Raw genomic sequence first — 23,498 nt, 5'->3', positions numbered from 1 at the left:
ACGATTTAACCCCCTATACCCACGATGTACTTCTCTGCATTACCTCTTGCGATCATATCAGTCTGCAAAATGATGTCTATGCTTTCTGCTTTAGCATTTTGTACAGCTTGTAAAGTATGCTCGACCACTTGCGTAATTTCAGTGAATCGAATTTGCCGATTTAAAAATGCAGCGACCGCGATTTCATTGGCAGCATTCAAAATTGTAGGAGCCAACCCACCCTCACGCATTGCTTGACGAGCTAAATTTAAAGCTGGAAACTTAATATTATCAGGTGCCTGAAAATTTAATTGAGCTGTTTCAAACAGATTTAAAGCAGGAACATCCGTCTTTAATCGTTGCGGCCATGCCAATGCGTGCGCAATTGGCGTACACATGTCTGGATTACCCATTTGTGCCAAAGTTGATCCATCCACATATTGCACCATGGAATGAATAATACTCTGTGGATGAACAACAACTGTAACAAAATGTTCTGATATTGAAAACAAATGACACGCTTCGATCAATTCCAAACCTTTATTCATTAAAGTCGCTGAATCTACCGAAATTTTTTGCCCCATCGACCAATTTGGATGCTTACAAGCCTGTTGAGGCGTTACATCATGTAATTGTTCTAAAGAATGATTAAGAAATGGACCACCAGAAGCTGTTAATAAAACCTGAGACACTCCAAGTTGTGGCTCACCTGTTCTCTCAATCTGTAAATAATTGTGTGGTAATGACTGAAAGATCGCATTATGCTCTGAATCGACAGGAAGCAATAAAGCATTATGATCACGTGCTGCCTGCATCATGATGTCACCTGACATCACTAAGGCTTCCTTGTTTGCAAGTAACACTCGTTTTCCCGCTTTGACTGCGGCAAGTGTTGGTAATAAACCAGCAGCACCGACAATTGCAGCCATAACAATATCAACTTCATCGTGTTCAGCAATCGCTATCAAACCCGCTTCATCTGTTAAAATTTCAATATTTTTTAGGTTTTCTTGATTTAAACGTTGCTCTAGTTCTAAAGCTTTTATTTTCGGAACAACCACTATTTTAGGACTGTATTTTTTACATATTTCTACCAGTTCATCTAAACGACTATATGCAGAAACCGCATAAACAGAGTATTGGTCTGGGTGTCGTGCCAATACTTTTAAGGTACTTTGCCCAATAGAGCCCGTAACACCCAATATACAAACAGCCTGTGTCATTTATAGATCTACACCAATAAGTTTTACCAATACATACATACCAGTTGCAAAAATAGGCGATGCAGCAAGAAGTGAATCAATTCGATCTAATACTCCACCATGCCCAGGAAGTACACGACCTGAGTCTTTAATGCCTGCACGACGTTTGATCATTGACTCAAACAAGTCACCTAATACTGATGCAAAAACGGTAATAATAGAAAGAATCAGGAATAAGATAAGCTGTATTACAGTTAAGTCTAAATAGAAATGTTGTACAACCAACATAATCACAACTGTTGTTGCAATACCACCATACAATCCCTCAACCGATTTATTTGGGCTTACTGTAGGAGCAAGTTTTCTTTTACCCAATTTACGACCAACAAAATATGCACCACTATCTGCCCCCCAAACCAACAAGAACAAATACATCAGCCACCAAGGTGAGCTATGCCAAACCGCATAAAGCGCAGTCACTGCTGCAGAAATTAGAATAAAACCAATTGCATATAATGATACATTGTACCAATTATCTGATTCTGGAAAGTTTTTAACCCAGTAAATACTACCTAGCCACGTAAGAATAGATGCTGCCCATAGCAACAATGCAACATCATCAAAAAACAACGCAAGAGTTGAAACTGCTGCTACGCATCCACCATAAATCCAAGCTTTAGGCTTTGAAACCAGTGCTTCGCCATGAGGCATAAGTTTAAACCACTCATATCCAGCCACCCCCGCAGCTAAGATCATAAGAATAAACATTGGATAATGTGATTGCGTTGCAAACATGCAACTTAAAACAACAGCAACTAATACCAATGCGGTTATAATCCGCTCTAACATTATTAATTCTCTATTTTCGCTTGTTGAATCTGTTCAGATGTTTTACCAAAACGTCTTTCTCGCCCTGAAAATACATCAAAAGCGTGGTCTAATTCTTTTACTGTAAACTCAGGCCATAATGTATCTGTAAAATACAATTCTGCATATGCCGCTTGCCAAAGTAAGAAGTTAGATAAACGATAATCTCCACCTGTACGTATTAATAAATCTACGGCAGGTAAGTCATTTAGACTGACATATTTATCGAATAAATCAACATTTATCTGATCTACTTGAACTTTTCCATCTACAACATCTTGAGCGATACACTTGGCTGCATGCGCCATATCCCACATTCCGCCATAACTGATTGCAATCGTTAAAGTCATAGAATTGAAAGATGCCGTTTTTTGTTCTGCATATAACATTAAATCTTTTAATTCATTTGATAATTTAGAACGATCACCAATGAAACGTAATGCTATATTGAATTTTTCCATTCGAGGTAGTTGTTCATGAATTGTGTCTTCTAACAATTTCATTAACAAATCAACTTCGAACTGAGGTCTATTCCAATTTTCACTTGAAAATGCAAAAACAGTTAAAGCTTGAACACCAACTCTTTTACAATGTTCAACGATCGGATCAAGGACATTCTTACCTTCTCGATGCCCATCACCTTTTTGCAATTTATTTTTTTTTGCAAAACGATTGTTGCCATCCATAATGATGGCAACATGTTTTGGAAGAAGCGGTTCTTCTTGTAAGGTCATAAAAATTAGACCTTCATTAATTCTGCTTCTTTTGCAGCTAGACGTTTATCTACTTCTGCAACATATTTATCTGTGATCTTTTGAATATCTTCACCAGCACGGCGTTCATCATCTTCAGAAATTTCTTTTTCTTTCAATAATGCTTTGATATCACCTAAAACATCACGACGAATGTTTCGAATAGCAACTTTTGCATTTTCAGCTTCATTACGAGCAACTTTTTGCATGTCACGACGAGTTTCTTCAGTCAACGCAGGTAAAGGTACACGAATTGAATCAGCTGTAATTGGATTTAAACCCAAATCGCTTTCACGAATTGCTTTATCAATTGCAGAAACCATTGTACGCTCAAATGGCTGAACAATAAGCGTACGAGAATCTTCAACACCTACGTTAGCAACTTGATTCAAAGGAACGTCAGAACCATAGTAAGGAACCATCACACCATTTAAAATTGATGGGTGAGCACGTCCAGTACGAACTTTAGCAAAACCTTGTTCTAAAGAATCAAGTGTTTTCTGCATGCGCTGTTCGCTATCTTTTTTGAGATCGTTAATCATATGATCTTCCTTACTTATTCATTAGGTATTACAAAATATTTAGACATTAGTATAAAGCGCTTTACGGCTCACGTACATTAATTCGTAACGTGAGTACCCTCTTTTTCACCCATAACAACAGAAAGTAAAGCACCCGATTTATTCATATCGAATACTTGTAATGGGACATTATGATCACGGCATAAGCAAATTGCTGTAAGATCCATTACACCCAACTTTTCATCAAGTACTTGATCGAAAGTTAAATTATCATACTTAACCGCATCATCATATTTACTTGGATCTTTATTATAAACACCATCAACTTTAGTTGCTTTTAAGATGAGGTTTGCTTCAATTTCAATACCACGTAAGCAAGCAGCTGTATCTGTGGTAAAGAATGGATTACCTGTACCCGCAACAAACACACAAACTTCACCTTGGCTTAAATGACGAATCGCATCACGACTTGAATAAGATTCAACAACTGTTCCGATCGGAAGAGCAGACATTAAACGTGTTTTAATGTTGCGACGCACTAATGCATCACGCATTGCCAAACCATTCATAACTGTAGCCAGCATCCCCATTTGGTCACCAGTTACACGCCCAACCAAACCGTCTTTTTGTAACTGACTCCCACGATATAAGTTACCGCCACCAACTACAATTCCGACTTGTACTCCCAAACCAACCAAGTGTGCAATTGAAAGTGACATCTGATCTAATACTTGGGCATCAATACCCATATCTTTATTGCCTGCTAAAGCTTCACCAGAAAGCTTTAGCAAGATTCGTGCATAACGTGGATTTTTAGAAGCTGACATACCTTTACTCCAAACCGACCAATCTCAAAATTTCTTCAATTTAATTCAATATCAAGCAGATTTAATCTGAATCAACTTAGCAAATAAATCATATTCATCTGCATCCGTGATTTCGACTTCGAGCAAATCACCCGCTTTAATCACACTCTTATCAATATCTTCAACAAATACGTTGCCATCGATTTCAGGTGCATCTGCATATGAACGCGCAACAGCAACTGGAAATTCTTCTTCCAAGCTATCAACCAATACCGTCATCGTCTGACCAATACGTTTTTGTAGTTTTGCAGCAGAAATTGCTTGCTGAACTTCCATGAAACGCTCATAACGATCTTGCTTGATCTCTTCTAGCACATGATCAGGAAGATCATTCGCTGTTGCACCCTCTACTGGCGAATAAGTAAAACAGCCCACGCGATCTAATTGAGCTTCTTTTAACCATTCTAATAGAATTTGGAAATCTTCTTCAGTTTCACCAGGGAAACCCACAACAAAAGTTGAGCGAATCACCAATTCAGGGCATTTTTCACGCCACAATTTCAGACGCTCTAATGTATTTTCGCTATGGGCTGGTCGCTTCATCAATTTTAAAATGCGCGGACTGGCATGCTGAAAAGGAATATCTAAATATGGCAGGATTTTCCCTTGTGCCATTAGGTCAATAACTGCATCGACATGTGGGTACGGATAAACATAATGTAAACGCACCCAAATACCAAGCTGACCAAGTGCTTCACACATATCATAGAACTTAGTTTTTACAGGTTGACCATTCCAAAAGTCCAACTTGTATTTGGTATCGACACCATAAGCAGAAGTATCTTGAGAAATAACCAATACTTCTTTTACACCAGCACGTTTTAATGCTGCTGCTTCATCTAACACACTACCCACAGGACGAGAAACTAAATCACCACGCATACTTGGGATAATGCAGAAAGTACAACGATGGTTACAGCCTTCTGATATTTTTAAATAAGCATAATGTTTTGGTGTTAGACGCACACCTTGTTCTGGGACTAGATCAATAAATGGGTTATGTTTTGGAGGAGCTGGTACATATTCATGTACAGCTTCCATTACATCTTGATAAGCTGCCGCCCCTGTAACTTTAAGCACATTTGGGTGCATTTGACGAATTTTATCTTCATCTTTACCTAAGCAACCAGTAACGATCACACGACCGTTTTCGCTCATGGCTTCGCCAATGGCATCTAAAGACTCTTGCACTGCAGATTCAATAAAACCACAGGTGTTAACAACAACCAAATCTGCACCGTCGTAATCTGATGCAACTTGATAACCTTCAGTCTTTAACTGAGTTAAAATTCGTTCAGAATCTACCAATGCCTTAGGACAACCTAAAGATACAAAACCGACTTTGGGGGTCTTCATGAATCTGCGCTCCACTTGAATCGGCGTATTGTATGACTTTTCTTTGCTGCCGCATAGCTACAAAGCCATCTCTTTGTGTAATGCACCAAAATACAACCAAAATTTTAAACAAACCCTAACAACGCACCATTTTAAAGCATGATAAAATATTGAAATAACTCAATCTATGTGAAAAATACAGCATAAACTCATTATTTATGAATTAAGTTATTGAAAATTAGCTAATACAAAGTTGGCTTGCATTTTGCATTAAATACATTTCAGAAGTTAATGGCTATTCATCTATATTGATATTTATTGCGCCATTTTAAAACAGGACGATTCACAAATGGATCAACATAACACTATCGACTATCGACTGCTCGTAGATAATCTGACCACTGCCATATTATTGGTCGATAGTAAACTTAATATTTTTTATTTAAATTCGGCTTGTGAAGCATTATTCGATGTTAGTTTACTTCGCGCATCAGGTCAGCCTGTGCTCAATCTACTTCATGCACATGACGATTCATTTAATACACATGAAGCTTTATTAAATACATTAAAAAGCGGACAACATTACACACGCCGCGAAGCTGTAATTAATGTGAATTTTAAACCAATCCATGTGGATTATACGGTCTCACAACTAAATGCAGGTAAAAGTTATCACCCACTTTTATTAATCGAACTCAATCCAATTGATCGAATGTTGAAAATTTCTAAAGAAGAAAATTTAGTACAACAACATCAAGTCGCACGCCAACTAGTCCGTGGTGTGGCACATGAAATTAAAAATCCTTTAGCGGGTATTCGTGGTGCAACACAATTACTTGCTCGTAGCTTAAATGATGAAAGCTATCGTGAGTTTACCGACATTATTATTAGTGAAGTCGATCGCCTAACCAATCTCGCAGATACCATGCTTGGTTCACGTCAATTACCAAGCTACGAACTGGTTAATGTACATGAACCTTTAGAGCGCGTTCGTTCACTTATTGTGAACCAAACGAAGAAAAAAATTAAGATTACTCGTGATTACGACCTGTCTTTACCTGATGTGATGGCTGACCGTGATCAACTGATTCAAGTCATGCTCAATATCAGCGTAAATGCTGTGCAAGCAATGACTGAAAATAAAGATTTTTTTGTCGATTCAGAACCAGAGCTGATTTTAAGAACGCGCATTCAACGCTTAGTCACAATTAACGGTGTTCTGAATCGCTCATCGATAAGAATTGATATTGAAGACAATGGACCAGGTGTTCCAGAAAGCATATTAGAGTCAGTATTTTACCCGCTTGTCACTGGACGAGCGAAAGGCACAGGACTTGGTCTCAGTATCGCGCAAAACATTATGCATCAACACAACGGAATGATCGAGTGTCAATCCGTTCCAGGAAAAACCATATTTAGCTTATATTTACCTTGGGAGTCAGACCGTGTCACGAAATAAAATTTGGGTAATTGATGATGATCGTGCCATGCGTTGGGTACTCGAAAAAACTTTTAAAGAAGAAGGTTTTGACGTCACCAACTTTGAAGAAGCACAAACAGCGCTAGAACGTTTGCATGATGCTGCACCCGATGTCATTTTGACAGATATTCGTATGCCTGGAATTGACGGCTTAACTTTCTTGTCTAAAGTTAAAAATACGCATCCGGATCTACCTGTCATCATCATGACAGCACATTCTGATTTAGAATCTGCCGTCTCAAGTTACCAAACTGGTGCATTTGAGTATTTACCAAAACCATTTGATATCGATGAAGCTTTAGCATTAGTTAATCGTGCTATTTTACATATCAATAAATTGCAACAACAAGAAGCAACCAAAGCAACGACACCTTTACAATCAACCGAAATTATTGGTGAATCACCTGCAATGCAGGAGGTGTTTCGTGCCATTGGACGTCTATCTCAATCCCATATCACGGTTCTTATAAATGGTGAATCAGGTACAGGTAAAGAACTTGTCGCACATGCATTACACAAGCATTCCCCTCGTCGTACCAAACCATTTATTGCACTCAATATGGCTGCCATTCCAAAAGACTTAATCGAAACTGAGTTATTTGGGCATGAAAAAGGTGCATTTACAGGTGCAAATACTCAGCATCAAGGTCGCTTTGAGCAAGCCAACGGCGGTACATTATTTCTTGATGAAATTGGTGATATGCCTTTTGAAACACAAACACGCTTACTCCGTGTGCTTGCAGATGGTGAGTTCTACCGTGTTGGTGGACATATTCCAGTAAAAGTCGATGTGCGTATTGTTGCGGCAACCCATCAGGATCTGGAAAAACTGGTCAATGAAGGTCGTTTCCGTGAGGACTTGTACCATCGCCTTAATGTGATTCGCATTCATATTCCGAAACTTGCTCATCGTAGTGAAGATATTCCTATGCTTGCACAACATTTCTTGGCGCGTGCAGGTAAAGAATTAGGTGTTAGTCCTAAAATCTTACGTACAGAAACAACTGACTATATGCAGCAACTCCCTTGGCCAGGTAACGTTCGTCAATTAGAAAATACTTGTCGTTGGTTAACAGTCATGATTACTGGACGTGAAGTCTATCCAGAAGATCTACCTGCTGAGCTCAAACAAGTTGCTATACAGAAGTCGACGAATGATGCATCAGTTACAAGCCCAGCTTTAGTTGAAAGAATTGCTGTACATCATTGGGATGAGCTACTAGCTCAATGGGCGATTCAAAAGTTAAAAAATGGTGAAATGAAAATTTTAGATATCGCAACACCAATGTTTGAGCGCACTTTGATTAATGCCGCCCTACAACAAACACGTGGTCGCAAACGCCATGCAGCAGAGCTTTTAGGTTGGGGCCGTAACACGCTGACTCGCAAACTTAAAGAGCTTGGCATGGATTCAACAGACGATGATGAAGACGATGAAATGCGTTCAGCATAAATCATAAACAGTCCATAAAAGCGAGTAATGATCACATTACTCGCTTTTTTATATTGAGATGTTTAGATACATGATCTAATGTCATAGCCATACAAGACATATGGTTTTTGCTATAATACAAACATTCCCTCAACGCTCATTGAATATAATGACTGATATTTGTTACCCAAGTTGCGAACAACCTCAAACTCGTCGTGGTCAAGAACGTCGCCTTGCATTATTACTATGTGCAACCGATTTATTTCTTGAAAAAGGTTATGATGCGGTTTCCTTGGATGATATTGTCAATCATGCAGGTGGCTCAAAAGCTTCTATTTATAAATATTTTGGCAACAAAGAAGGTCTTTTTACTGCGATTTGTGATTATCGTCGTGAAGTGTTTTTTAAAGGTGTTTGTTTTCCATACACTTCAGAACAAAATAATTTAAGAACATACCTTGTACAAACATTACAACGCTTTTATCAACATATTATTCAACCTGAAAATATTGCCTTTATGCGCATGTTCACAGAGCAAACTCAAAAAGATATACAATTAGCTCACTATTTTTATGACCAATGTGCTTTAAATATACAGAATACGATTGCATTTGCTTTAGGTCAGGCACACGACCTCAATGAAATATACTGCTCTAACCCTCATTTCTCTGCCATGATGTATTTCGGAATTTTACGTGATGTCGAGTGGCGACTTTTAATGGGTTTAGAAGTATCAGCAAATGACGCTGAAATAACTGATTATATTAATTATTCCGTTGATTTATTCTTAAAAGCTCATCAAAAAGTCTAATTCTTTTGCATTTTTTTTGGGGTGTAGTATAGTAGTCAATTCCTTTTTTATCACCACCCATTAAATAACAATTAATTATTGTTTTTATTCAATAATTATTGTGGGAGTAACTATGGCGCTTCGGCATTTCCTGACTTTACGAGACCTTTCAACTTTAGAGTTGCAACGTATTTTAGACCGTGCTCAAGAATTGAAACGCATGCAACATGCAAATACGGTTTTTCAACCATTTGTAGGTAAAGTCTTAGGAATGATTTTTGAGAAATCGAGTACACGTACACGTATTTCTTTTGAAGCAGGTATTTGCCAATTTGGTGGTAATGCAATTTTCCTTTCTCCACGAGATACTCAATTAGGTCGTGGTGAGCCAATTGAGGATTCAGCACGTGTCATTTCAAGCATGCTTGATATCGCGATGATTCGTACTTTTGGCCATGATATTGTTGAACGTTTTGCTTCTTATTCGAAAGTTCCTGTCATTAATGGATTAACGGATGACCACCATCCATGTCAATTACTTGCTGACTTGCAAACCTTTCAAGAACACCGTGGAAGCATCAAAGGTAAAACGGTTGCTTGGATTGGCGATGGCAATAATATGTGTAATTCATACATTGAAGCAGCACATATGATGGGTTTTAAACTCAAAATTGCTGCACCTGAAGGCTATGAACCAAAACCTGAGTTTTTGACTGAATTTGCCGATTGTGTAGAAGTATTCAATAAAGCTGAGGATGCTGCGGTTAATGCTGACCTGATCGTAACTGATGTATGGGCAAGCATGGGGCAAGAAGAAGAACAAAAGCTTCGTGAAAAAGCATTTGCTGATTTCCAAGTGAATGAAAAATTAATGGATCTGGCTCATCCAGATTGTTTATTTATGCATTGCTTACCCGCACACCGTGGCGAAGAAATTTCTGAGCACATGCTGGATCATAAAAATGCTGTTGTTTGGGATGAAGCTGAGAATCGCTTACACGCTCAAAAAGCATTAATGGAATTCTTATTAAATGAGAATTTGAAGAAAGACTAAATAGCGAAAGAAAACAGCATCATCATGATGCTGTTTTTATTTTTTGCGATCTAAATTGAACACTTAAATAGAAACACTTATAGTAGAAAAATCTTTTATTAGAAGAAGTTTCTCCTCTTGGTTGAAACTTTGATAACTACAAAGCGAACATTATGACTTCACTCGAACAAGCACTTTCTGAAATTCCTAGTTTTTCTTTGGTGCACGAGCATTTATTTAGTTCTGCTCAGCCAAGCGCTGAACAATTACAGCAAATTAAAGAATATGGCTGTAGTACAGTAATCAATCTTGCGACAAGCAAATCAGAAAATCATTTAGCTAAACAAGACCAAATCTGCTTGGATTTAGGCTTAAACTACATTCATATTCCTATTGATTGGGATCTTCCTTGTGCAGAACAATGCTTATTCGTTTTAGATCTAATTGCTCATCTCGTTCAAAATGAAATTGTTTGGCTGCATTGTGCCAAAAACATGCGTGTAAGTAGTTTGATGTATTTATATCGTCAATTTTATATGGATATGGATATGCCCACAGCCCAAGCATTACTTCACGAAATTTGGGAACCGAATGAGACTTGGACAGGTTTAATTCATAGTATTACTTTACAACTGCAAGGTCGTAAAGCAACACTTGAACTTGAACAATCATTAATGGATGTAGATCATCTTGCCTGATGTGAAATTAAGACAGTTGCTGTTGCTAAAATACCTTCTTGGCGACCTGTAAATCCTAGTTGTTCCGTTGTCGTTGCTTTGATACTAATTTGAGCGATATCGACTTCAAGTACATCAGCAATACTTTGGCGCATTTCTAAATTATGTTTGGCAAGTTTTGGCCGTTCGCAGGCCACGGTAATGTCAGCATTGTTGAGATGATAACCACGATCCAGAATCAACTGATACACATGCTTAAGCAATACACGACTATCTGCACCCTTATATTCTGGGTCAGTGTCAGGAAAATGTTGTCCAATATCGCCTAAAGCCAATGCACCCAACAATGCATCACACAGCGCATGCAGCACCACATCACCATCAGAATGGGCTTTTAAACCATGCGTATGCGGAATTTTAATCCCAGCTAAAGTAACGAAATTGCCTTCTTCAAAAGCATGTACATCAATTCCTTGTCCAATACGAATTTGAGCAACCATATGATTTTCCTTTTACAATATACTGAACAAATCTTGTATTCAGGCTTTCTATTTCGCTATAGTACAGTGAGCAAATTAGGCTGAACATATAAGTGATTATGCTGTTGAACACCTTAATAAATCAATTAAAGAAATCTGGTTATATCATCACATTGAGTTGTTTTTGCTCATCATTTGTATTTGCCGCATCGATTAATTGTACAACACAGAATGCTGAGCAAAAAAAAATTTGTTCTAAGCAATATCAAGACCAACGAACTAAGCTGAATAATAAGTTTTTAACCGCTTATCTTGTGACTGATGCTCCAATTCAACTACTACATGACACACAAAAACTTTGGCTTAATCAAATCCAACAATGCAAATCTAAAAATTGTTATCAGCAACAATTTGATGTTCGTTTAGATGATTTAAACTTTTATACTTCAATGAATCAGACGCTTACACAACACTATTTAAAATTTGAACATGGTGATTTAGCCAAACAACCTGTTCACATTCAGATTCATCAACTGGATAAAGATAAGTTAAAAATCGAAGGAATTGCTTATCGTAATCCCAATAATCGTGTGGAGACTCAAACTTTATCTTTACTTGCCTACACCACTCCCGAACAAAAGAATCTCATTATTGATAATGAAAAAAAGTGCCAGTACCAATTTGATTTTCAAAAAGCCTTATTAATTATAAAAAGTGAGCAAAAAGGTTGTGAACGCTTTACAGGAATTTATCGTTTGTATGATTAATCAACAAATGCAATATAAGCCGATGTTTTCACATCGGCTTTTTATATTTAGCTTGGGAATTTTTGTGCAATTTCTTCGCTAATCAATACCGCTGTTGCGGCAGATAAAGTCCAGCCTAAATGCCCATGCCCAGTATTGTAAAATACTCGCGCATGTTTCCCCTGTTTCACTACAGGCAACATATTTGGCATCATCGGACGTAAGCCCGCCCATGGTACAGCGTGCTCAGTTGAAATATCAAAATTTTGGTTAACCCAATTAATTAAAGGTTGGATTCGATCTGTTCGAATATCCCGATTGTAACCATTAAACTCCGCTGTACCAGCTACACGGAAACGATCCACGCCTAATCTTGAGGTTACAATCTTTGCACTTTCATCTAGCAAGCTGACCCAAGGCGCATTTTTTACACTTCGCTCATCTTTAAGCTGAACTGTAATTGAATATCCTTTTACGGGATAGACATTGACAGTATCACCAAGCATATCGGCTAATTGGTAACTTCCAACGCCACCGCACACAACGATTAAGTCTGCTTCCATTATGGTCTGCTCATCTGCTTTTGAGTTCATATTCTCAGAACTCTTTTTACAGCTAACAATCACTTTATCTTGCAAACATTTAACATCAACAACATCCAAACCAAAGCGATATTTCACGCCATACGCTTGCGTTCTTTCCGCCAAACCAACAGAGTACTTATGAATATCACCTGTTGCATCGCCTGCTGTGTAATATCCACCATAATAATCACCAGTTAAATTTGGCTCAATTGCCTTCATTTCTTCAGGTGTAATTGCATGACGTTCAAGTTTACCTTCCACTAAAACATCATTCACTTTTTTTGCGACATCAAAGTCTTCTTTGCTGTGGTACATATGCAAAATACCACGCTTTTCTAAATCAAAAGCAATATTCTCTTTTTCTGCAATTTCAAATAATCGTTGTCTTGCTAACAACGCCAAACGAACTGTTTCAATTGTATTTACTTTATAGTCCTTGATGTGAGTCAAAAACTCGACTAGCCAGCGATACTTATGCACACTAAAAGACGGATTGAGCAATAAAGGTGCATCTTTCTTACTCATCCATTTAATGCCTTTCAACACCGTTGCCTTCTGATTCCAGACCTCAGCGTTACAAGCAGACAACTGCCCACCATTGGCAAATGAAGTTTCCATGGCTGGAAATAAATGACGATCAATCACTGTGACTTCATAACCCAATTTAATTAATTCATAAGCAGACGTTACACCCGTAATCCCCGCACCAATAACAACAACATGTGGCATAGCAAACTCCTTGAAATGCATAACATTTCATAATGCTTAGCCCCATCTGTCATGGTACCTGAGAGTTTTGGCAGATGATTACCAATTAATCATGAAGCCTTCCCCTTCGGTGAGTGTTAATCGTAGAAGAAAAATTATCGTATATTTCTACAAGTTGAGCACTGCTCTCCAGATTGTATTTCTATTATTACAGTCCTTCTGCCTGAGAGTTTCCGGGGTCGTTGCTCCTTCGGCGAGTTCATTGAAGAACTTCTCTCCCGCAATAATATTTATATCCATATAAGCAATATATATGCCGTTTAAAAATACAGACACTAAATTCTTGTAATTGTTTGTAGATTAAGATTTAAGCAATTTAAAATAAATCGAAGTATAAAAAAGCAGACTCGAAGTCTGCTTTTGAAAATTAAAATTTACATTGCAAAACTTGATCTGAAAACTGCCCTTTCCAGAGTTCTCGTAATGTTGGTAAATAGAATTTTTCACCAATCATCACTAATTCAGCATCAATCAGTGCATGAATCTCATGCATCAACACATAATCCAATGCAATCAAGGAAAGCTGTGCGTGTTTCTGAGAAATCTGCTTACGTTTAACCTGCGCTTTTTTGACTAACGCGTTGGCAAAATTTTTATCTTTATAAGCGGTAATAGCACTTAAACGCAATTCAATAATGCCCCAACCTTCCAATAATTTCTTAAATACTTCGAAATCTTTAGACGTTGCTTCCCATGTGACATTTTCCAAATTATTGTCTTCTGGTAATACTGGTAACAATAAATCAGCAGTGCTCGGAAAAATTTTCTTTAAATTCAACAGAAACTTAACAGGATTTTCATTTGGAAGATCAGAAAACTGGATATTGGTTTTGGTATCTGTCAAATAAATATTGAGCATAATGAAGCAACAATCAGGTAAATCAAAAGCATATTGTACGCAGATCGATTTATAAAAACTACTCATAAAAAAATCCCCCTAGGTTAAAGAAGGATTTTTTAAACTACCAATACGATTTACCTACTATTCGGAGAAACCATATTTTCAGGTCTAACCACTTCATCAAATTGCTCAGCAGTCACTAAACCGAGTTCAACTGCAACTTGCTTTAAAGTTTTGTTTTCCTTATAAGCTGTTTTGGCAACTTTGGCAGAATTTTCGTAGCCAATCACTGGATTGAGTGCTGTGACTAACATTAAAGAGTTATGCAAGAAATAATCAATTTTCTCACGATTTGGTTCAATACCTACCGCACAATGATCATTAAAACTATTACAAGCATCGCCTAATAACTGAATTGATTGCAACAAGTTATAAGCAATCACAGGCATAAATACATTCAACTCAAAGTTACCAGACGCACCAGCAACGTTAATAGTAGTGTCATTGCCCAACACTTGAGCCACCACCATGGTCATGGCTTCACTTTGGGTCGGATTCACCTTGCCTGGCATAATACTTGAACCTGGTTCGTTCTCAGGAATACGGATTTCACCGAAACCACAACGTGGGCCACTTGCCAACCAGCGAATGTCATTGGCAATTTTATTTAAGCTCACCGCCAAAGTTTTTAACGCACCAGAAGCAAATACTGCCGCATCACGTCCTGCTAAAGCCTCGAACTTATTCGGTGCAGTGACGAACGGTAAACCTGTTAACTCGGCTAACTGCTCTGCAGCTTTCACCGCATAATCTGGATGTGCGTTTAAGCCAGTACCTACCGCCGTTCCCCCTAAAGGCAACTCATAAAGACCTGCAAGTGCTTGCTGCAAACGTTTTAGACCATGCTCTAGTTGCGAAACATAACCACTGAACTCTTGTCCCAAGGTTAAAGGAGTCGCATCTTGCAAATGGGTACGACCAATTTTGACAATATCGCCAAATTCTTTGGATTTAAGCTCTAAAGTCGCTTTTAACTTTTCCACTGCAGGAATGAGTAATTCATTGATTTGAATACTTGCAGCCACATGGATTGCAGTTGGGAAAGAATCATTGGTTGATTGTGCACGATTGACATGATCATTTGGATGCACTGGTTTTTGTGCACCTAGTACTTGTCCTAATTTCTGATTGGCAATGTTTGCAATCACTTCATTACAATTCATATTACTTTGCGTACCAGAACCTGTTTGCCAAACGACAAGCGGAAATTGTGCGTCCCATTGACCCGCAATCACTTCTTCAGCAGCATCAACGATATATTGACTTAAATCTTCAGGTAATTGTTTTAACTCAGCGTTGGTGATTGCAGCTGCTTTTTTCACCAAACCCATGGCACGAATCATGGCACGCGGTAAACGTTCTTGACCGATTTTAAAGTTCTGTAAACTTCGTTGCGTTTGTGCACCCCATAAGGCGTCATTTGGAACTTCAACTTCGCCCATAGTGTCATGTTCAATTCGCATTTGCATAAACAACCTCTGCTTTATTTGGTTAAAATGTTCACGGGCTGAAGCAAACTGATGCTTTTGGCTAGCGAAGACTCAGTTCATATTGATGTATATTTGATAAGTCTTAATTATCCTAAACAAAGCCACTAAAATTGTAAATAAGAATCATTATCCTAATTACCTGTTAAGGTATTGCGATAAAAACGCCACTCATCTTCAATCATTTGTGATAGAGAACGTTTAGGAACCCAATTTAATATTTTTTTTGCTTTATCAATATTTGCACCCAATTGCGCTAACTCTTGGTTTTGATATACAGCAGGTTGCACTTGAATTTCGGTCTGAGTGACTCTCGCAACTTCATCAATCAAATTTTGTATAGATGTGAGTTGATGATGTGCAATGTTGAATGCTTCCAAACAACTAGTTTGTGTTTTTAACCAATTTAATGCGATCAAAACTGCATCACAAGCATCCAAAACATGTAAAAAGCTTCTTTCAACCGTTCCATCTTCTGTCTGTGCTTGATTCTGCAATTCGATACAATCTCGCTGCATCGCTGCAACTTGTAAAGCTAAAGGCACAATATTTTTAGGGAGTTGAGTTACGTATTCTCCTAAAACTCCATGTTCAAAAGCACCAACAATATTGGATAATCTGAGATTGATAATTTTCCATTCATGATCGACTTTATAAGTATCTGCAATAATATCTTCAACCATTTGCTGAGATCGAATGTATGGATTTGGGTAGCGATAATTAAACTCAGTCTCTTCAACTACACTTGGATTAGATTGCCCATATACGGCCAAACTAGAAATATTGATTAATTCTCTAACTCCCATCCGCTGCATTGCTCTCAATAAGCTCATAATACTGCTGACATTATCATTGTAATATTCAAGTGGCTTTAGAACAGATTCTTCAAGCGATTTAAAACTGGCTGTATGGATAACAGTATGAATTGAATATTGTTCAAATACTTTATTTAAGGCAGGTGTATTTCTCACATCTACTTTAACAAATGGAATATACATTCCTGAGATGTATTCTAAGCGCTCCAAGGTTTGTAAAGTCGAATTGGCTAAATTATCAACAATAACAACTTCTTGCCCACGTGCTAATAAACTCAAAGCAATATGTGAACCGATAAAGCCTAAACCACCTGTCACCAAAATCATTGTATACTTACCTTCTTTTTAATCTGTCCATCATTTTGCTTACGTGACCATAGTGAATGTTCAATGAGTACACTACTGTTAATAACTTCTGCACCTACTTCAATTATGGCTTGGCATGCTTTTGGTTTAGCTCAAGCATTAGGAAATAAGTCCGAAGATTTTCGTGTCTTCTTTTACCAAGATGGTGTTCAGGTTGCGAATGATTTACAGTGGTTTCCTGATGATCAACGCAATCTAAAACAAGAATGGCAAAAGCTTGGCATTCGACTCCCTGTCTGTGTCAGTGCTGCCCTTGCTCGGGGAATCACTGATGCAAGCAATGCCCAACGTCATTCACTTCAACAACACAACTTAGCGCAAGGTTTTGAGCTAGTTGGGCTTGGAGAGCTAGCTGATGCTGTGCAAAGCTGTTCTCGTTTAATTCAATTTTAGTTTAAGTTCATTAATAGAGTGTTGCTTTTAAAAGGTAAATTGTGTGAAATCTGTACTCGTCATCCTAACGCAATCCAATTTAACTAGTTTGCAGATCAACGAAAGCGTGTCTGCAACAATGGTTTTAGCAACCTTTGGTATTTCTGTCAAAGTTTTATTAAAAGATGCTGCACTGAGCTTATTGAACAATAAATTAGAGTTCGATCAATTCAAACAAGCTTTCAAAGTTGCTGCCAATATGGTGGACAGTTTTGAGTTCTATGATCTAACCCCGATTTTAGTTGAAACTAAAAATCAACATTTGGCGATTGCGCAAGATAGTGATCAAGAAATCGAGTTTGTTGAGATTCAGCCTGAATTTATTCAATCCTTCGATCATATTTTGTATTGGTAGAGCTCAGAAAGATGGAAAATTCAACTTTATTTTTGATTCAATCCCCTTACTACAACACAGATAAAATCTGGATTGAGTTAGCTCAAATGGCACATGTGCATGATACGATTGTAGTCATGGGGGATGGGCTTTTACTGCTAACTAAAAAGATTGTAGATCTTTATCCAAATCTTTACTGCTTAAGTAATGAGCAAAACTTACTTGGAGATGAAATCAAATCTGAGGTCAAAATTATAGAATACGCTGAATTCGCTGATTTAGTTTTGCAATTCAAACGCTGTATTTCTTTAAAATAAATTATTTTTAGTTAATTAGGCTATTTCATGCAATTAGAGTTAGATCAAGACGGTCATTTGGTCGATTATACAATTTGGAATACTGAAGTTGCCCAGCAACTTGCTCAATCACTTGATCTAGAACTGACCGCTTGGCATTTGGAAATTCTCCACGCCGTACGTCAATTCTATCAACAATTTGGGCATTCCCCAGCAACTCGTCCACTGATTAAATTTTTGATGAAGACGGTTAGTCCTGAAATCAATAATGCTGAATTACAACAAAGATTTAATACAGGGTTGGTTGCACGACATTTAAGCCGTTTGGCTGGCGTGCCTAAACCTGCCAATTGTTTATAGATCATTGAAAATGATCTATCAGGCGCTATTTTGTTTTTGTTCAATAAAGGCAAAATATCCTGGACCAGCTGATACACGGACATCTTTTACATTCAGCGGTTCATCACATTCCGAGCAAACCACTCTTGGATTTATTTTCTTACCACAACCTTTGTGTGTAAACTCAATCGGTTTTCCAAGTCCCATATCCATCCACTTATCAGCCCACTGCACCATCGCTAAAATAAGAGGATAAAGATCCAAACCTTTATCAGTAAGTTGGTATTCAAATCGTTCTTGACGTTCTACATAAGGCACTTTGGTTAAAATACCATGCTCGACTAAACGCTTAAGACGCTCTGAAAGTACGTGGCGGGTCAGTCCCAAACTACGTTGGAAGTCATCAAAACGACGTATTCCCATGAAAGCGTTACGTAAAATTAGCATTGTCCAACGATCACCGAGTACAGAAAGCGTTCTCGCAACTGAACATGGCTGATCGCCAATTTCTTCCCATTTCATTATTATCACCTGATCATTTTTTAGAACTTTAAAGACATCTCATCGATGCCTTGAACCGTCATGTTTAGAAACTAAACACTATAAAATATACACTAAACCACCTGATCAATCAGATGCAATATTGGCACTCAGTTAAATGTCAAAAAAACAGATCATTTCATCTAAATTCATTCGATAACTTAGCGATTAATAAAAACACCTGAAAGTTCTTGTCCAGCATCCAACTGAATATTTGCAGGAATACGCACTAAACAATTGGCCTGCATTAAATTACTCAACATATGTGATTGTTGTTTCGCAAGGCTTTGTAACTTGAGCTGCCCCTGATCAAAATAAGCATGCATTCTTAAAAATCGCTCACGTGCATCAGATTTCAGTCCATGGGTGAGTACTCCACTAAACCATTGCATAGGCTCACGTTGATTTTGCAAAGTATCTAATAAAGCGTTGCCATAAATCTGCATACACACATAAACAGCCGCTGGATTACCCGGTAAACCTAATAAATAGCAATGATGGTCAGGATTTTCATATTTTGCAAAAAATAATGGCTTACCCGGTTTTTGTTTAACTTTCCAAAAGATCTGTTCAAATCCAGTCTCAAAAGCACATGGACGAACAAAGTCATAATCACCCACAGAGACACCACCCGTGGTAATAATGACGTCATATAAAGATTTTAATCGCTCGAAACATGCTGTGACTTGTTGCGCCGCATCTGCAATATGTAGAATCTCGACATCGATACCATAAGCTTTGAACCAAGCCTTCAGTAACGGCCCATTGGCATCAAAAACTTTACCAACATGTAAATCTTCAGGGTGCTCAGCAACCTCATCACCAGTAATAACCACAGCAACCTTAGGCTGTTGAAATACCTCGACAGTTTGCACACCTGCCATACTTAAAGCAGCAAGTGCACCGATATTGATATTCTGACCAACGTCCGCAAACAGTTGACCTTGTTGTACTTCTTCGCCTGTAAATCGAATATCAGCCTGTGGTTTTAGCTGTTCAATCAGTCGAATTGTCTCCGACTCAACTTTAACAATTTCTTGTCGAGCAACATGTGTGGTGCCTTCAGGAATTTTGCCGCCTGTAAAAATACGAATAGCTTGCCCATCAAGCAATTGATATTCGAGTTCACTACCCGCTTTAATCTCACCGATTACATCAAAACAAACATTTTGAAGCTGTGTAAGTGAGCTATTAATCGCATAACCATCTACCGCACTTTGAGAAAAGCTAGGTAGATTGACCTCAGAATAGATTGCTTTAGCGAGATAACGATTCAAACCTTGGGCTAAAGCCAAGACCTCAGTCGTCAATGTTTTGGGCTGAGTTCGAATGAGTTCAAGTGCCTCATCAATACTGATTAAACCCTTTTCAGCACCACATCCTGACATTATTCATATCCTCCCGGATGTGGTAAATCTCGGCAAACATCAAAAATATGAACCAGAGCTGGCAGAATAGCTGCCATTGATTCACTCGCACCACCACGGCTACCTGGCAGCGTTACCACTAAGGAACGATCAATAAAACCTGCTACGCCACGAGACATAGCTGCATATGGTGTACGTTTTTGGCCAAAAGAACGTGCCGCTTCCATCAGACCATCTAATTTACGTTCTAAAAGTGGTTCAAGTGTATCAACCGTAATATCTCGTTTACCAATACCTGTACCACCAACGGTCATGATACATGCATAAGACTTTGTCAATTCTAGTACCAATTCTTTCAATTGATCCGATTCATCTGGCAAAATTTGATAATGAATTGGATCAAAACCTGCGTCGGTTAAGGTCTCAACCACTGATTTCCCTGCGGTATCAGGTTTACGTCCTGCTGCAACAGTATCAGAAAGCACAATCACTGCCGCTGAAACAGGTTGACGTAAAGTGCGCTTAAAGTGCGACTTACCGCCTTTTTTCTTAAGCAATTTACATTGGTCTAAACACAATTCATCAGGTTCACAATGTGGCTTCAACATGTCATAAATGGTTAACCCTGCCAAACTCGCAGCAGTCAAGGCTTCCATCTCAACCCCTGTAGGCCCAATGGTTTCTACAGTCGTCAGAATTACAACATGATCATGTTGTAAATCATATTCAACATCAGCACGATAAATCGGTAAAGGATGGCAAAGAGGAATCAGTTCATCAGTCCGTTTTGCCGCCAAGATTCCTGCGATACGAGCTGTTTTTAAAGCATCGCCTTTTTCAGTATTTCCATCACGCAATAGCTGAATACAATGCGGTGGAGCGTATAAAATCGCTTGTGCTTCTGCAACACGATAACTTTCGGGTTTCATCCCAACATTTTTCATTTTTACTTCCTAACGCTTTATTCGTGTGTATGCTCATGCGCACAATTTTCATGTTCTTGACGGTGGTGATGCTCATGTTTATGGACATGAGCATCAGTTTCGACCGTATCTTTACGAATACAGCAACCTTCTACATATTGACTTGTACCATCCATAAAGAACTCTTCTTTCCAAATTGGTACTTCGTGTTTTACACGTTCAACGGCTTCTTCACAGGCTTGAAATGCTTCACGGCGGTGAGCAGCATATGCAATTGCAATGATTGCTGTTTCACTGACATCTAAATAACCAATTCGATGAATCACACGCACATAAGAAACCTGATGCTTCTCTTTGATTTGTTGTTCGATTTCACGAATCATTTTTTCAGCAACAGGTGTATACGAGGTATATTTTAAAGCTTTAACTGCTTTACCTTCATGATGATTACGTACAGTTCCAATAAAAATATCAATACCACCACATTCAGAAAATGATTGTATAGGATCAAAACTGTCTAAGCTTAGAGCCTGATCTTGAACTCTTGAAAATTCGCGCATTTCATCCTCCTGCAACAGGTGATAACAATACCAAAGTACATGAAGTATTTAATGCTGTTTGACGTAGCACAATATCTTCACCTATCGCACACGCACATTTATCCATCGCTTTTGTTGATTCCGGGTAAAGCATTACAATATGACTTAGCACTTCTTCAACCGTTTGATTTTCTGCAAACTCAAATGTAAGCTCTTTTGGCAATAACCGTTCAATAGCACCAAAAGCTTCTATTTTTATGTCAATGGTTTGCATATTCTCTCCAGACCACTTTTTTCCAAACTAACCACCCAACATATGCATACTAATTTTGCGTACTTGTTGGTGTTTTATCGCATGATAACCTTTCGCTTTATGCCAAATATAAGGTTTAATTTGCTGATCAAGCTCTTGATCATTGATATCTTGAGCTAGTTGTTTCTGTTTAATCACAGCTTGTAAATACGGCTTTATATTCAGACCCTGTTGTGCAAATAAACAATTATATAATTCACCTTGTGCTGTTAATCGAATTCGATCACAATCACCGCAAAATGAATGAGTTATCGTTGAAATAATACCAATACAATATTGCCCATCTAACTGATACTGACGTGCAGGTTCATGCTGCTGTTGCAAAACTTGAATCTGATAAAAAGGCTGAAGTTGCGCTAAAATTTCTGCTTCACTGACCACTGCCTGATCAGTCCAATGCTGATCACCATCCAGAGGCATAAACTCAATAAAGCGTAAGGGAATGTTATGCTGCTTTGCCCATTTCACCATCGGAATAATTTGGTCATCGTTTTGGCCTTTCATCAACACACAATTGATTTTGAAAGCAAGCCCCGCTTTTTTTGCCGCCTCTATGCCATTTAATACGGGCGTGAGTTCTTTTTTAGTCAGTTGCTTGAATTGATCTGGGTCTAAACTATCTAGGCTGATATTAAGATCATCTAACCCAGCTTGTTTTAGTGGTTCCGCATATTTAGCTAAATAATGTGCATTGGTAGTGATCGAGATTCGTTTTAAACCCAATACTCGTAAACTCTGTAAATCACGAATAAAATGAACAACACCCTGACGCATTAAAGGTTCTCCCCCAGTAATGCGAATATTTTCAATCCCTTGCTTCACCATATATTGGCAAAATAGCAGCAATGCTTCAAAACTGAGTAAATCTTGTTTTTTCATCCATTCTGGATGTTCAGGCATACAATAAATGCATTTAAAATTGCACCGATCTGTCACGGAAATCCGTAACTTACGCTTAATACGACCGTACTGATCTTGCAAGATCGGTAAAGTCGTTTCAGGGCTATCATGCTTCATCTTTTGCACTCATATTGTGAATTCGCTGAACACTTAAGCACAAGTTATGTGCGACGCGGCTTGTATATGTGCAGCATACTGCTCTACTTAAGCAATATTTATTCCAATATTTTACTCTAATCCACCTTGAGAGCATTTATTTATCTAACAAAACAATTTATCGCTTCACAACACACAACTGTTATAAATTTCAACTTTGTACACGACAAAAAAAGACAACTCATTGAAATAATGGCATAATACTTGTTTTCTGACGACGAATATGATGACACATTTCAATGAGTTACATCTCATCTTAAACAAATATCTAAAGTGGAA

At 38.1% G+C, this 23,498-nt stretch carries 27 protein-coding genes and 1 riboswitch; of the genes, 10 read left to right on the top strand and 17 right to left on the bottom strand.

Annotated elements, in window-relative coordinates:
- Positions 1-5 precede the first annotated feature (5 nt).
- The 6 genes from ispC to rimO all read right to left on the bottom strand — a co-directional run bounded on the left by ispC (position 6) and on the right by rimO (position 5,543).
- Complete coding sequence (gene ispC / locus HYG88_RS04330; RefSeq protein WP_005160305.1) at positions 6-1,202, bottom strand: 1-deoxy-D-xylulose-5-phosphate reductoisomerase; 1,197 nt, start codon at positions 1,200-1,202, stop codon at positions 6-8.
- A complete protein-coding gene (locus HYG88_RS04325; protein WP_005160307.1) occupies positions 1,203-2,030 on the bottom strand; it encodes a phosphatidate cytidylyltransferase in 828 nt (275 codons plus the stop codon).
- A 2-nt stretch (positions 2,031-2,032) separates the two neighbouring features.
- Positions 2,033-2,782 (bottom strand): polyprenyl diphosphate synthase, encoded by a 750-nt coding sequence (gene uppS, locus HYG88_RS04320; RefSeq protein ID WP_004915632.1) that lies wholly within the window; start codon positions 2,780-2,782, stop codon positions 2,033-2,035.
- A gap of 5 nt (positions 2,783-2,787) precedes the next feature.
- Complete coding sequence (frr, locus tag HYG88_RS04315; RefSeq protein WP_004915629.1) at positions 2,788-3,342, bottom strand: ribosome recycling factor; 555 nt, start codon at positions 3,340-3,342, stop codon at positions 2,788-2,790.
- A gap of 77 nt (positions 3,343-3,419) precedes the next feature.
- Positions 3,420-4,148 carry a UMP kinase gene (gene pyrH / locus HYG88_RS04310; RefSeq protein ID WP_004662027.1) on the bottom strand — a complete coding sequence of 243 codons (729 nt, stop codon included), beginning with the start codon at positions 4,146-4,148 and terminating at the stop codon, positions 3,420-3,422.
- Between the two features lie 51 nt (positions 4,149-4,199).
- Positions 4,200-5,543, bottom strand: a complete 1,344-nt coding sequence (gene rimO, locus HYG88_RS04305; RefSeq protein ID WP_005160310.1) for a 30S ribosomal protein S12 methylthiotransferase RimO — start codon at positions 5,541-5,543, stop codon at positions 4,200-4,202.
- A 328-nt stretch (positions 5,544-5,871) separates the two neighbouring features.
- Here rimO and glnL point away from each other — a divergent pair, with 328 nt between their 5' ends.
- The 5 genes from glnL (at position 5,872) to HYG88_RS04280 (ending at position 10,955) form a co-directional block, all read left to right on the top strand.
- Positions 5,872-6,981, top strand: a complete 1,110-nt coding sequence (glnL, locus tag HYG88_RS04300) for a nitrogen regulation protein NR(II) (RefSeq protein ID WP_005160313.1) — start codon at positions 5,872-5,874, stop codon at positions 6,979-6,981.
- Positions 6,968-8,455 carry a nitrogen regulation protein NR(I) gene (glnG, locus tag HYG88_RS04295; RefSeq protein ID WP_178882648.1) on the top strand — a complete coding sequence of 496 codons (1,488 nt, stop codon included), beginning with the start codon at positions 6,968-6,970 and terminating at the stop codon, positions 8,453-8,455. The genes glnL and glnG overlap by 14 nt, the downstream gene beginning before the upstream one ends.
- Positions 8,456-8,603: 148 nt before the next feature.
- Positions 8,604-9,245: a TetR/AcrR family transcriptional regulator gene (locus HYG88_RS04290; protein ID WP_004662020.1), complete on the top strand. Its 642-nt coding sequence runs from the start codon at positions 8,604-8,606 to the stop codon at positions 9,243-9,245.
- 112 nt (positions 9,246-9,357) lie between these two features.
- Positions 9,358-10,278, top strand: a complete 921-nt coding sequence (gene argF / locus HYG88_RS04285) for an ornithine carbamoyltransferase (RefSeq protein ID WP_178882647.1) — start codon at positions 9,358-9,360, stop codon at positions 10,276-10,278.
- Between the two features lie 152 nt (positions 10,279-10,430).
- Positions 10,431-10,955: a protein tyrosine phosphatase family protein gene (locus HYG88_RS04280; protein ID WP_087545725.1), complete on the top strand. Its 525-nt coding sequence runs from the start codon at positions 10,431-10,433 to the stop codon at positions 10,953-10,955.
- On the opposite strand, the gene ispF is transcribed toward HYG88_RS04280, so the two are convergent.
- Positions 10,943-11,434: a 2-C-methyl-D-erythritol 2,4-cyclodiphosphate synthase gene (gene ispF / locus HYG88_RS04275; protein ID WP_005160324.1), complete on the bottom strand. Its 492-nt coding sequence runs from the start codon at positions 11,432-11,434 to the stop codon at positions 10,943-10,945. The two genes, HYG88_RS04280 and ispF, sit on opposite strands and share 13 nt — an antisense overlap.
- A 98-nt stretch (positions 11,435-11,532) precedes the next feature.
- Between ispF and HYG88_RS04270 the strand changes: the two genes are divergently transcribed.
- Positions 11,533-12,180, top strand: coding sequence for a hypothetical protein (locus HYG88_RS04270; RefSeq protein WP_005160326.1), 648 nt, complete (start codon positions 11,533-11,535; stop codon positions 12,178-12,180).
- A 47-nt stretch (positions 12,181-12,227) separates the two neighbouring features.
- On the opposite strand, the gene HYG88_RS04265 is transcribed toward HYG88_RS04270, so the two are convergent.
- From HYG88_RS04265 to galE, 4 genes are all read right to left on the bottom strand, one after another.
- Positions 12,228-13,472: a D-amino acid dehydrogenase gene (locus HYG88_RS04265; RefSeq protein ID WP_005160327.1), complete on the bottom strand. Its 1,245-nt coding sequence runs from the start codon at positions 13,470-13,472 to the stop codon at positions 12,228-12,230.
- 180 nt (positions 13,473-13,652) lie between these two features.
- Positions 13,653-13,742, bottom strand: a riboswitch (glycine riboswitch).
- Between the two features lie 136 nt (positions 13,743-13,878).
- Positions 13,879-14,370, bottom strand: coding sequence for a hypothetical protein (locus tag HYG88_RS04260; RefSeq protein WP_034602831.1), 492 nt, complete (start codon positions 14,368-14,370; stop codon positions 13,879-13,881).
- A gap of 116 nt (positions 14,371-14,486) precedes the next feature.
- Positions 14,487-15,881 (bottom strand): class II fumarate hydratase, encoded by a 1,395-nt coding sequence (fumC, locus tag HYG88_RS04255; protein ID WP_178882646.1) that lies wholly within the window; start codon positions 15,879-15,881, stop codon positions 14,487-14,489.
- Between the two features lie 152 nt (positions 15,882-16,033).
- Positions 16,034-17,041, bottom strand: a complete 1,008-nt coding sequence (gene galE / locus HYG88_RS04250) for a UDP-glucose 4-epimerase GalE (RefSeq protein WP_005160333.1) — start codon at positions 17,039-17,041, stop codon at positions 16,034-16,036.
- 63 nt (positions 17,042-17,104) lie between these two features.
- Here galE and tusD point away from each other — a divergent pair, with 63 nt between their 5' ends.
- Genes tusD through HYG88_RS04230 form a run of 4 tightly spaced genes read left to right on the top strand, consistent with a single transcriptional unit; the run spans position 17,105 to position 18,502 of the window.
- Positions 17,105-17,473, top strand: coding sequence for a sulfurtransferase complex subunit TusD (gene tusD / locus HYG88_RS04245; protein WP_005160335.1), 369 nt, complete (start codon positions 17,105-17,107; stop codon positions 17,471-17,473).
- Positions 17,474-17,516: 43 nt separating this feature from the next.
- Positions 17,517-17,867 carry a hypothetical protein gene (locus HYG88_RS04240; protein WP_005160339.1) on the top strand — a complete coding sequence of 117 codons (351 nt, stop codon included), beginning with the start codon at positions 17,517-17,519 and terminating at the stop codon, positions 17,865-17,867.
- An 11-nt stretch (positions 17,868-17,878) separates the two neighbouring features.
- Positions 17,879-18,163 (top strand): hypothetical protein, encoded by a 285-nt coding sequence (locus HYG88_RS04235; protein ID WP_005160343.1) that lies wholly within the window; start codon positions 17,879-17,881, stop codon positions 18,161-18,163.
- Positions 18,164-18,190: 27 nt separating this feature from the next.
- Positions 18,191-18,502, top strand: a complete 312-nt coding sequence (locus HYG88_RS04230; RefSeq protein WP_005160348.1) for a TusE/DsrC/DsvC family sulfur relay protein — start codon at positions 18,191-18,193, stop codon at positions 18,500-18,502.
- Between the two features lie 18 nt (positions 18,503-18,520).
- On the opposite strand, the gene HYG88_RS04225 is transcribed toward HYG88_RS04230, so the two are convergent.
- From HYG88_RS04225 to moaA, 6 genes are all read right to left on the bottom strand, one after another.
- Positions 18,521-19,003: a helix-turn-helix domain-containing protein gene (locus HYG88_RS04225; protein WP_005160353.1), complete on the bottom strand. Its 483-nt coding sequence runs from the start codon at positions 19,001-19,003 to the stop codon at positions 18,521-18,523.
- A 179-nt stretch (positions 19,004-19,182) separates the two neighbouring features.
- Positions 19,183-20,409 carry a molybdopterin molybdotransferase MoeA gene (locus HYG88_RS04220; protein WP_005160363.1) on the bottom strand — a complete coding sequence of 409 codons (1,227 nt, stop codon included), beginning with the start codon at positions 20,407-20,409 and terminating at the stop codon, positions 19,183-19,185.
- The gene (gene moaCB / locus HYG88_RS04215; protein WP_005160377.1) at positions 20,409-21,332 is read right to left on the bottom strand and encodes a bifunctional molybdenum cofactor biosynthesis protein MoaC/MoaB; all 924 of its coding nucleotides are present in this window, start codon (positions 21,330-21,332) and stop codon (positions 20,409-20,411) included. The genes HYG88_RS04220 and moaCB overlap by 1 nt, the downstream gene beginning before the upstream one ends.
- Positions 21,333-21,349: 17 nt before the next feature.
- Positions 21,350-21,871 carry a molybdenum cofactor biosynthesis protein MoaE gene (locus tag HYG88_RS04210; RefSeq protein ID WP_005160380.1) on the bottom strand — a complete coding sequence of 174 codons (522 nt, stop codon included), beginning with the start codon at positions 21,869-21,871 and terminating at the stop codon, positions 21,350-21,352.
- A gap of 1 nt (position 21,872) precedes the next feature.
- Positions 21,873-22,124, bottom strand: a complete 252-nt coding sequence (locus HYG88_RS04205) for a MoaD/ThiS family protein (RefSeq protein WP_004661989.1) — start codon at positions 22,122-22,124, stop codon at positions 21,873-21,875.
- Positions 22,125-22,151: 27 nt separating this feature from the next.
- Positions 22,152-23,180 carry a GTP 3',8-cyclase MoaA gene (gene moaA, locus HYG88_RS04200; protein WP_005160387.1) on the bottom strand — a complete coding sequence of 343 codons (1,029 nt, stop codon included), beginning with the start codon at positions 23,178-23,180 and terminating at the stop codon, positions 22,152-22,154.
- Positions 23,181-23,498: the final 318 nt, after the last annotated feature.

It is taken from the genome of Acinetobacter sp. SwsAc4, assembly GCF_013391535.1.
Taxonomy (GTDB): Bacteria; Pseudomonadota; Gammaproteobacteria; order Pseudomonadales; family Moraxellaceae; genus Acinetobacter.
Note: the sequence above shows the minus strand (reverse complement) of the source record. Positions and strands in the feature narration are given on the sequence as shown.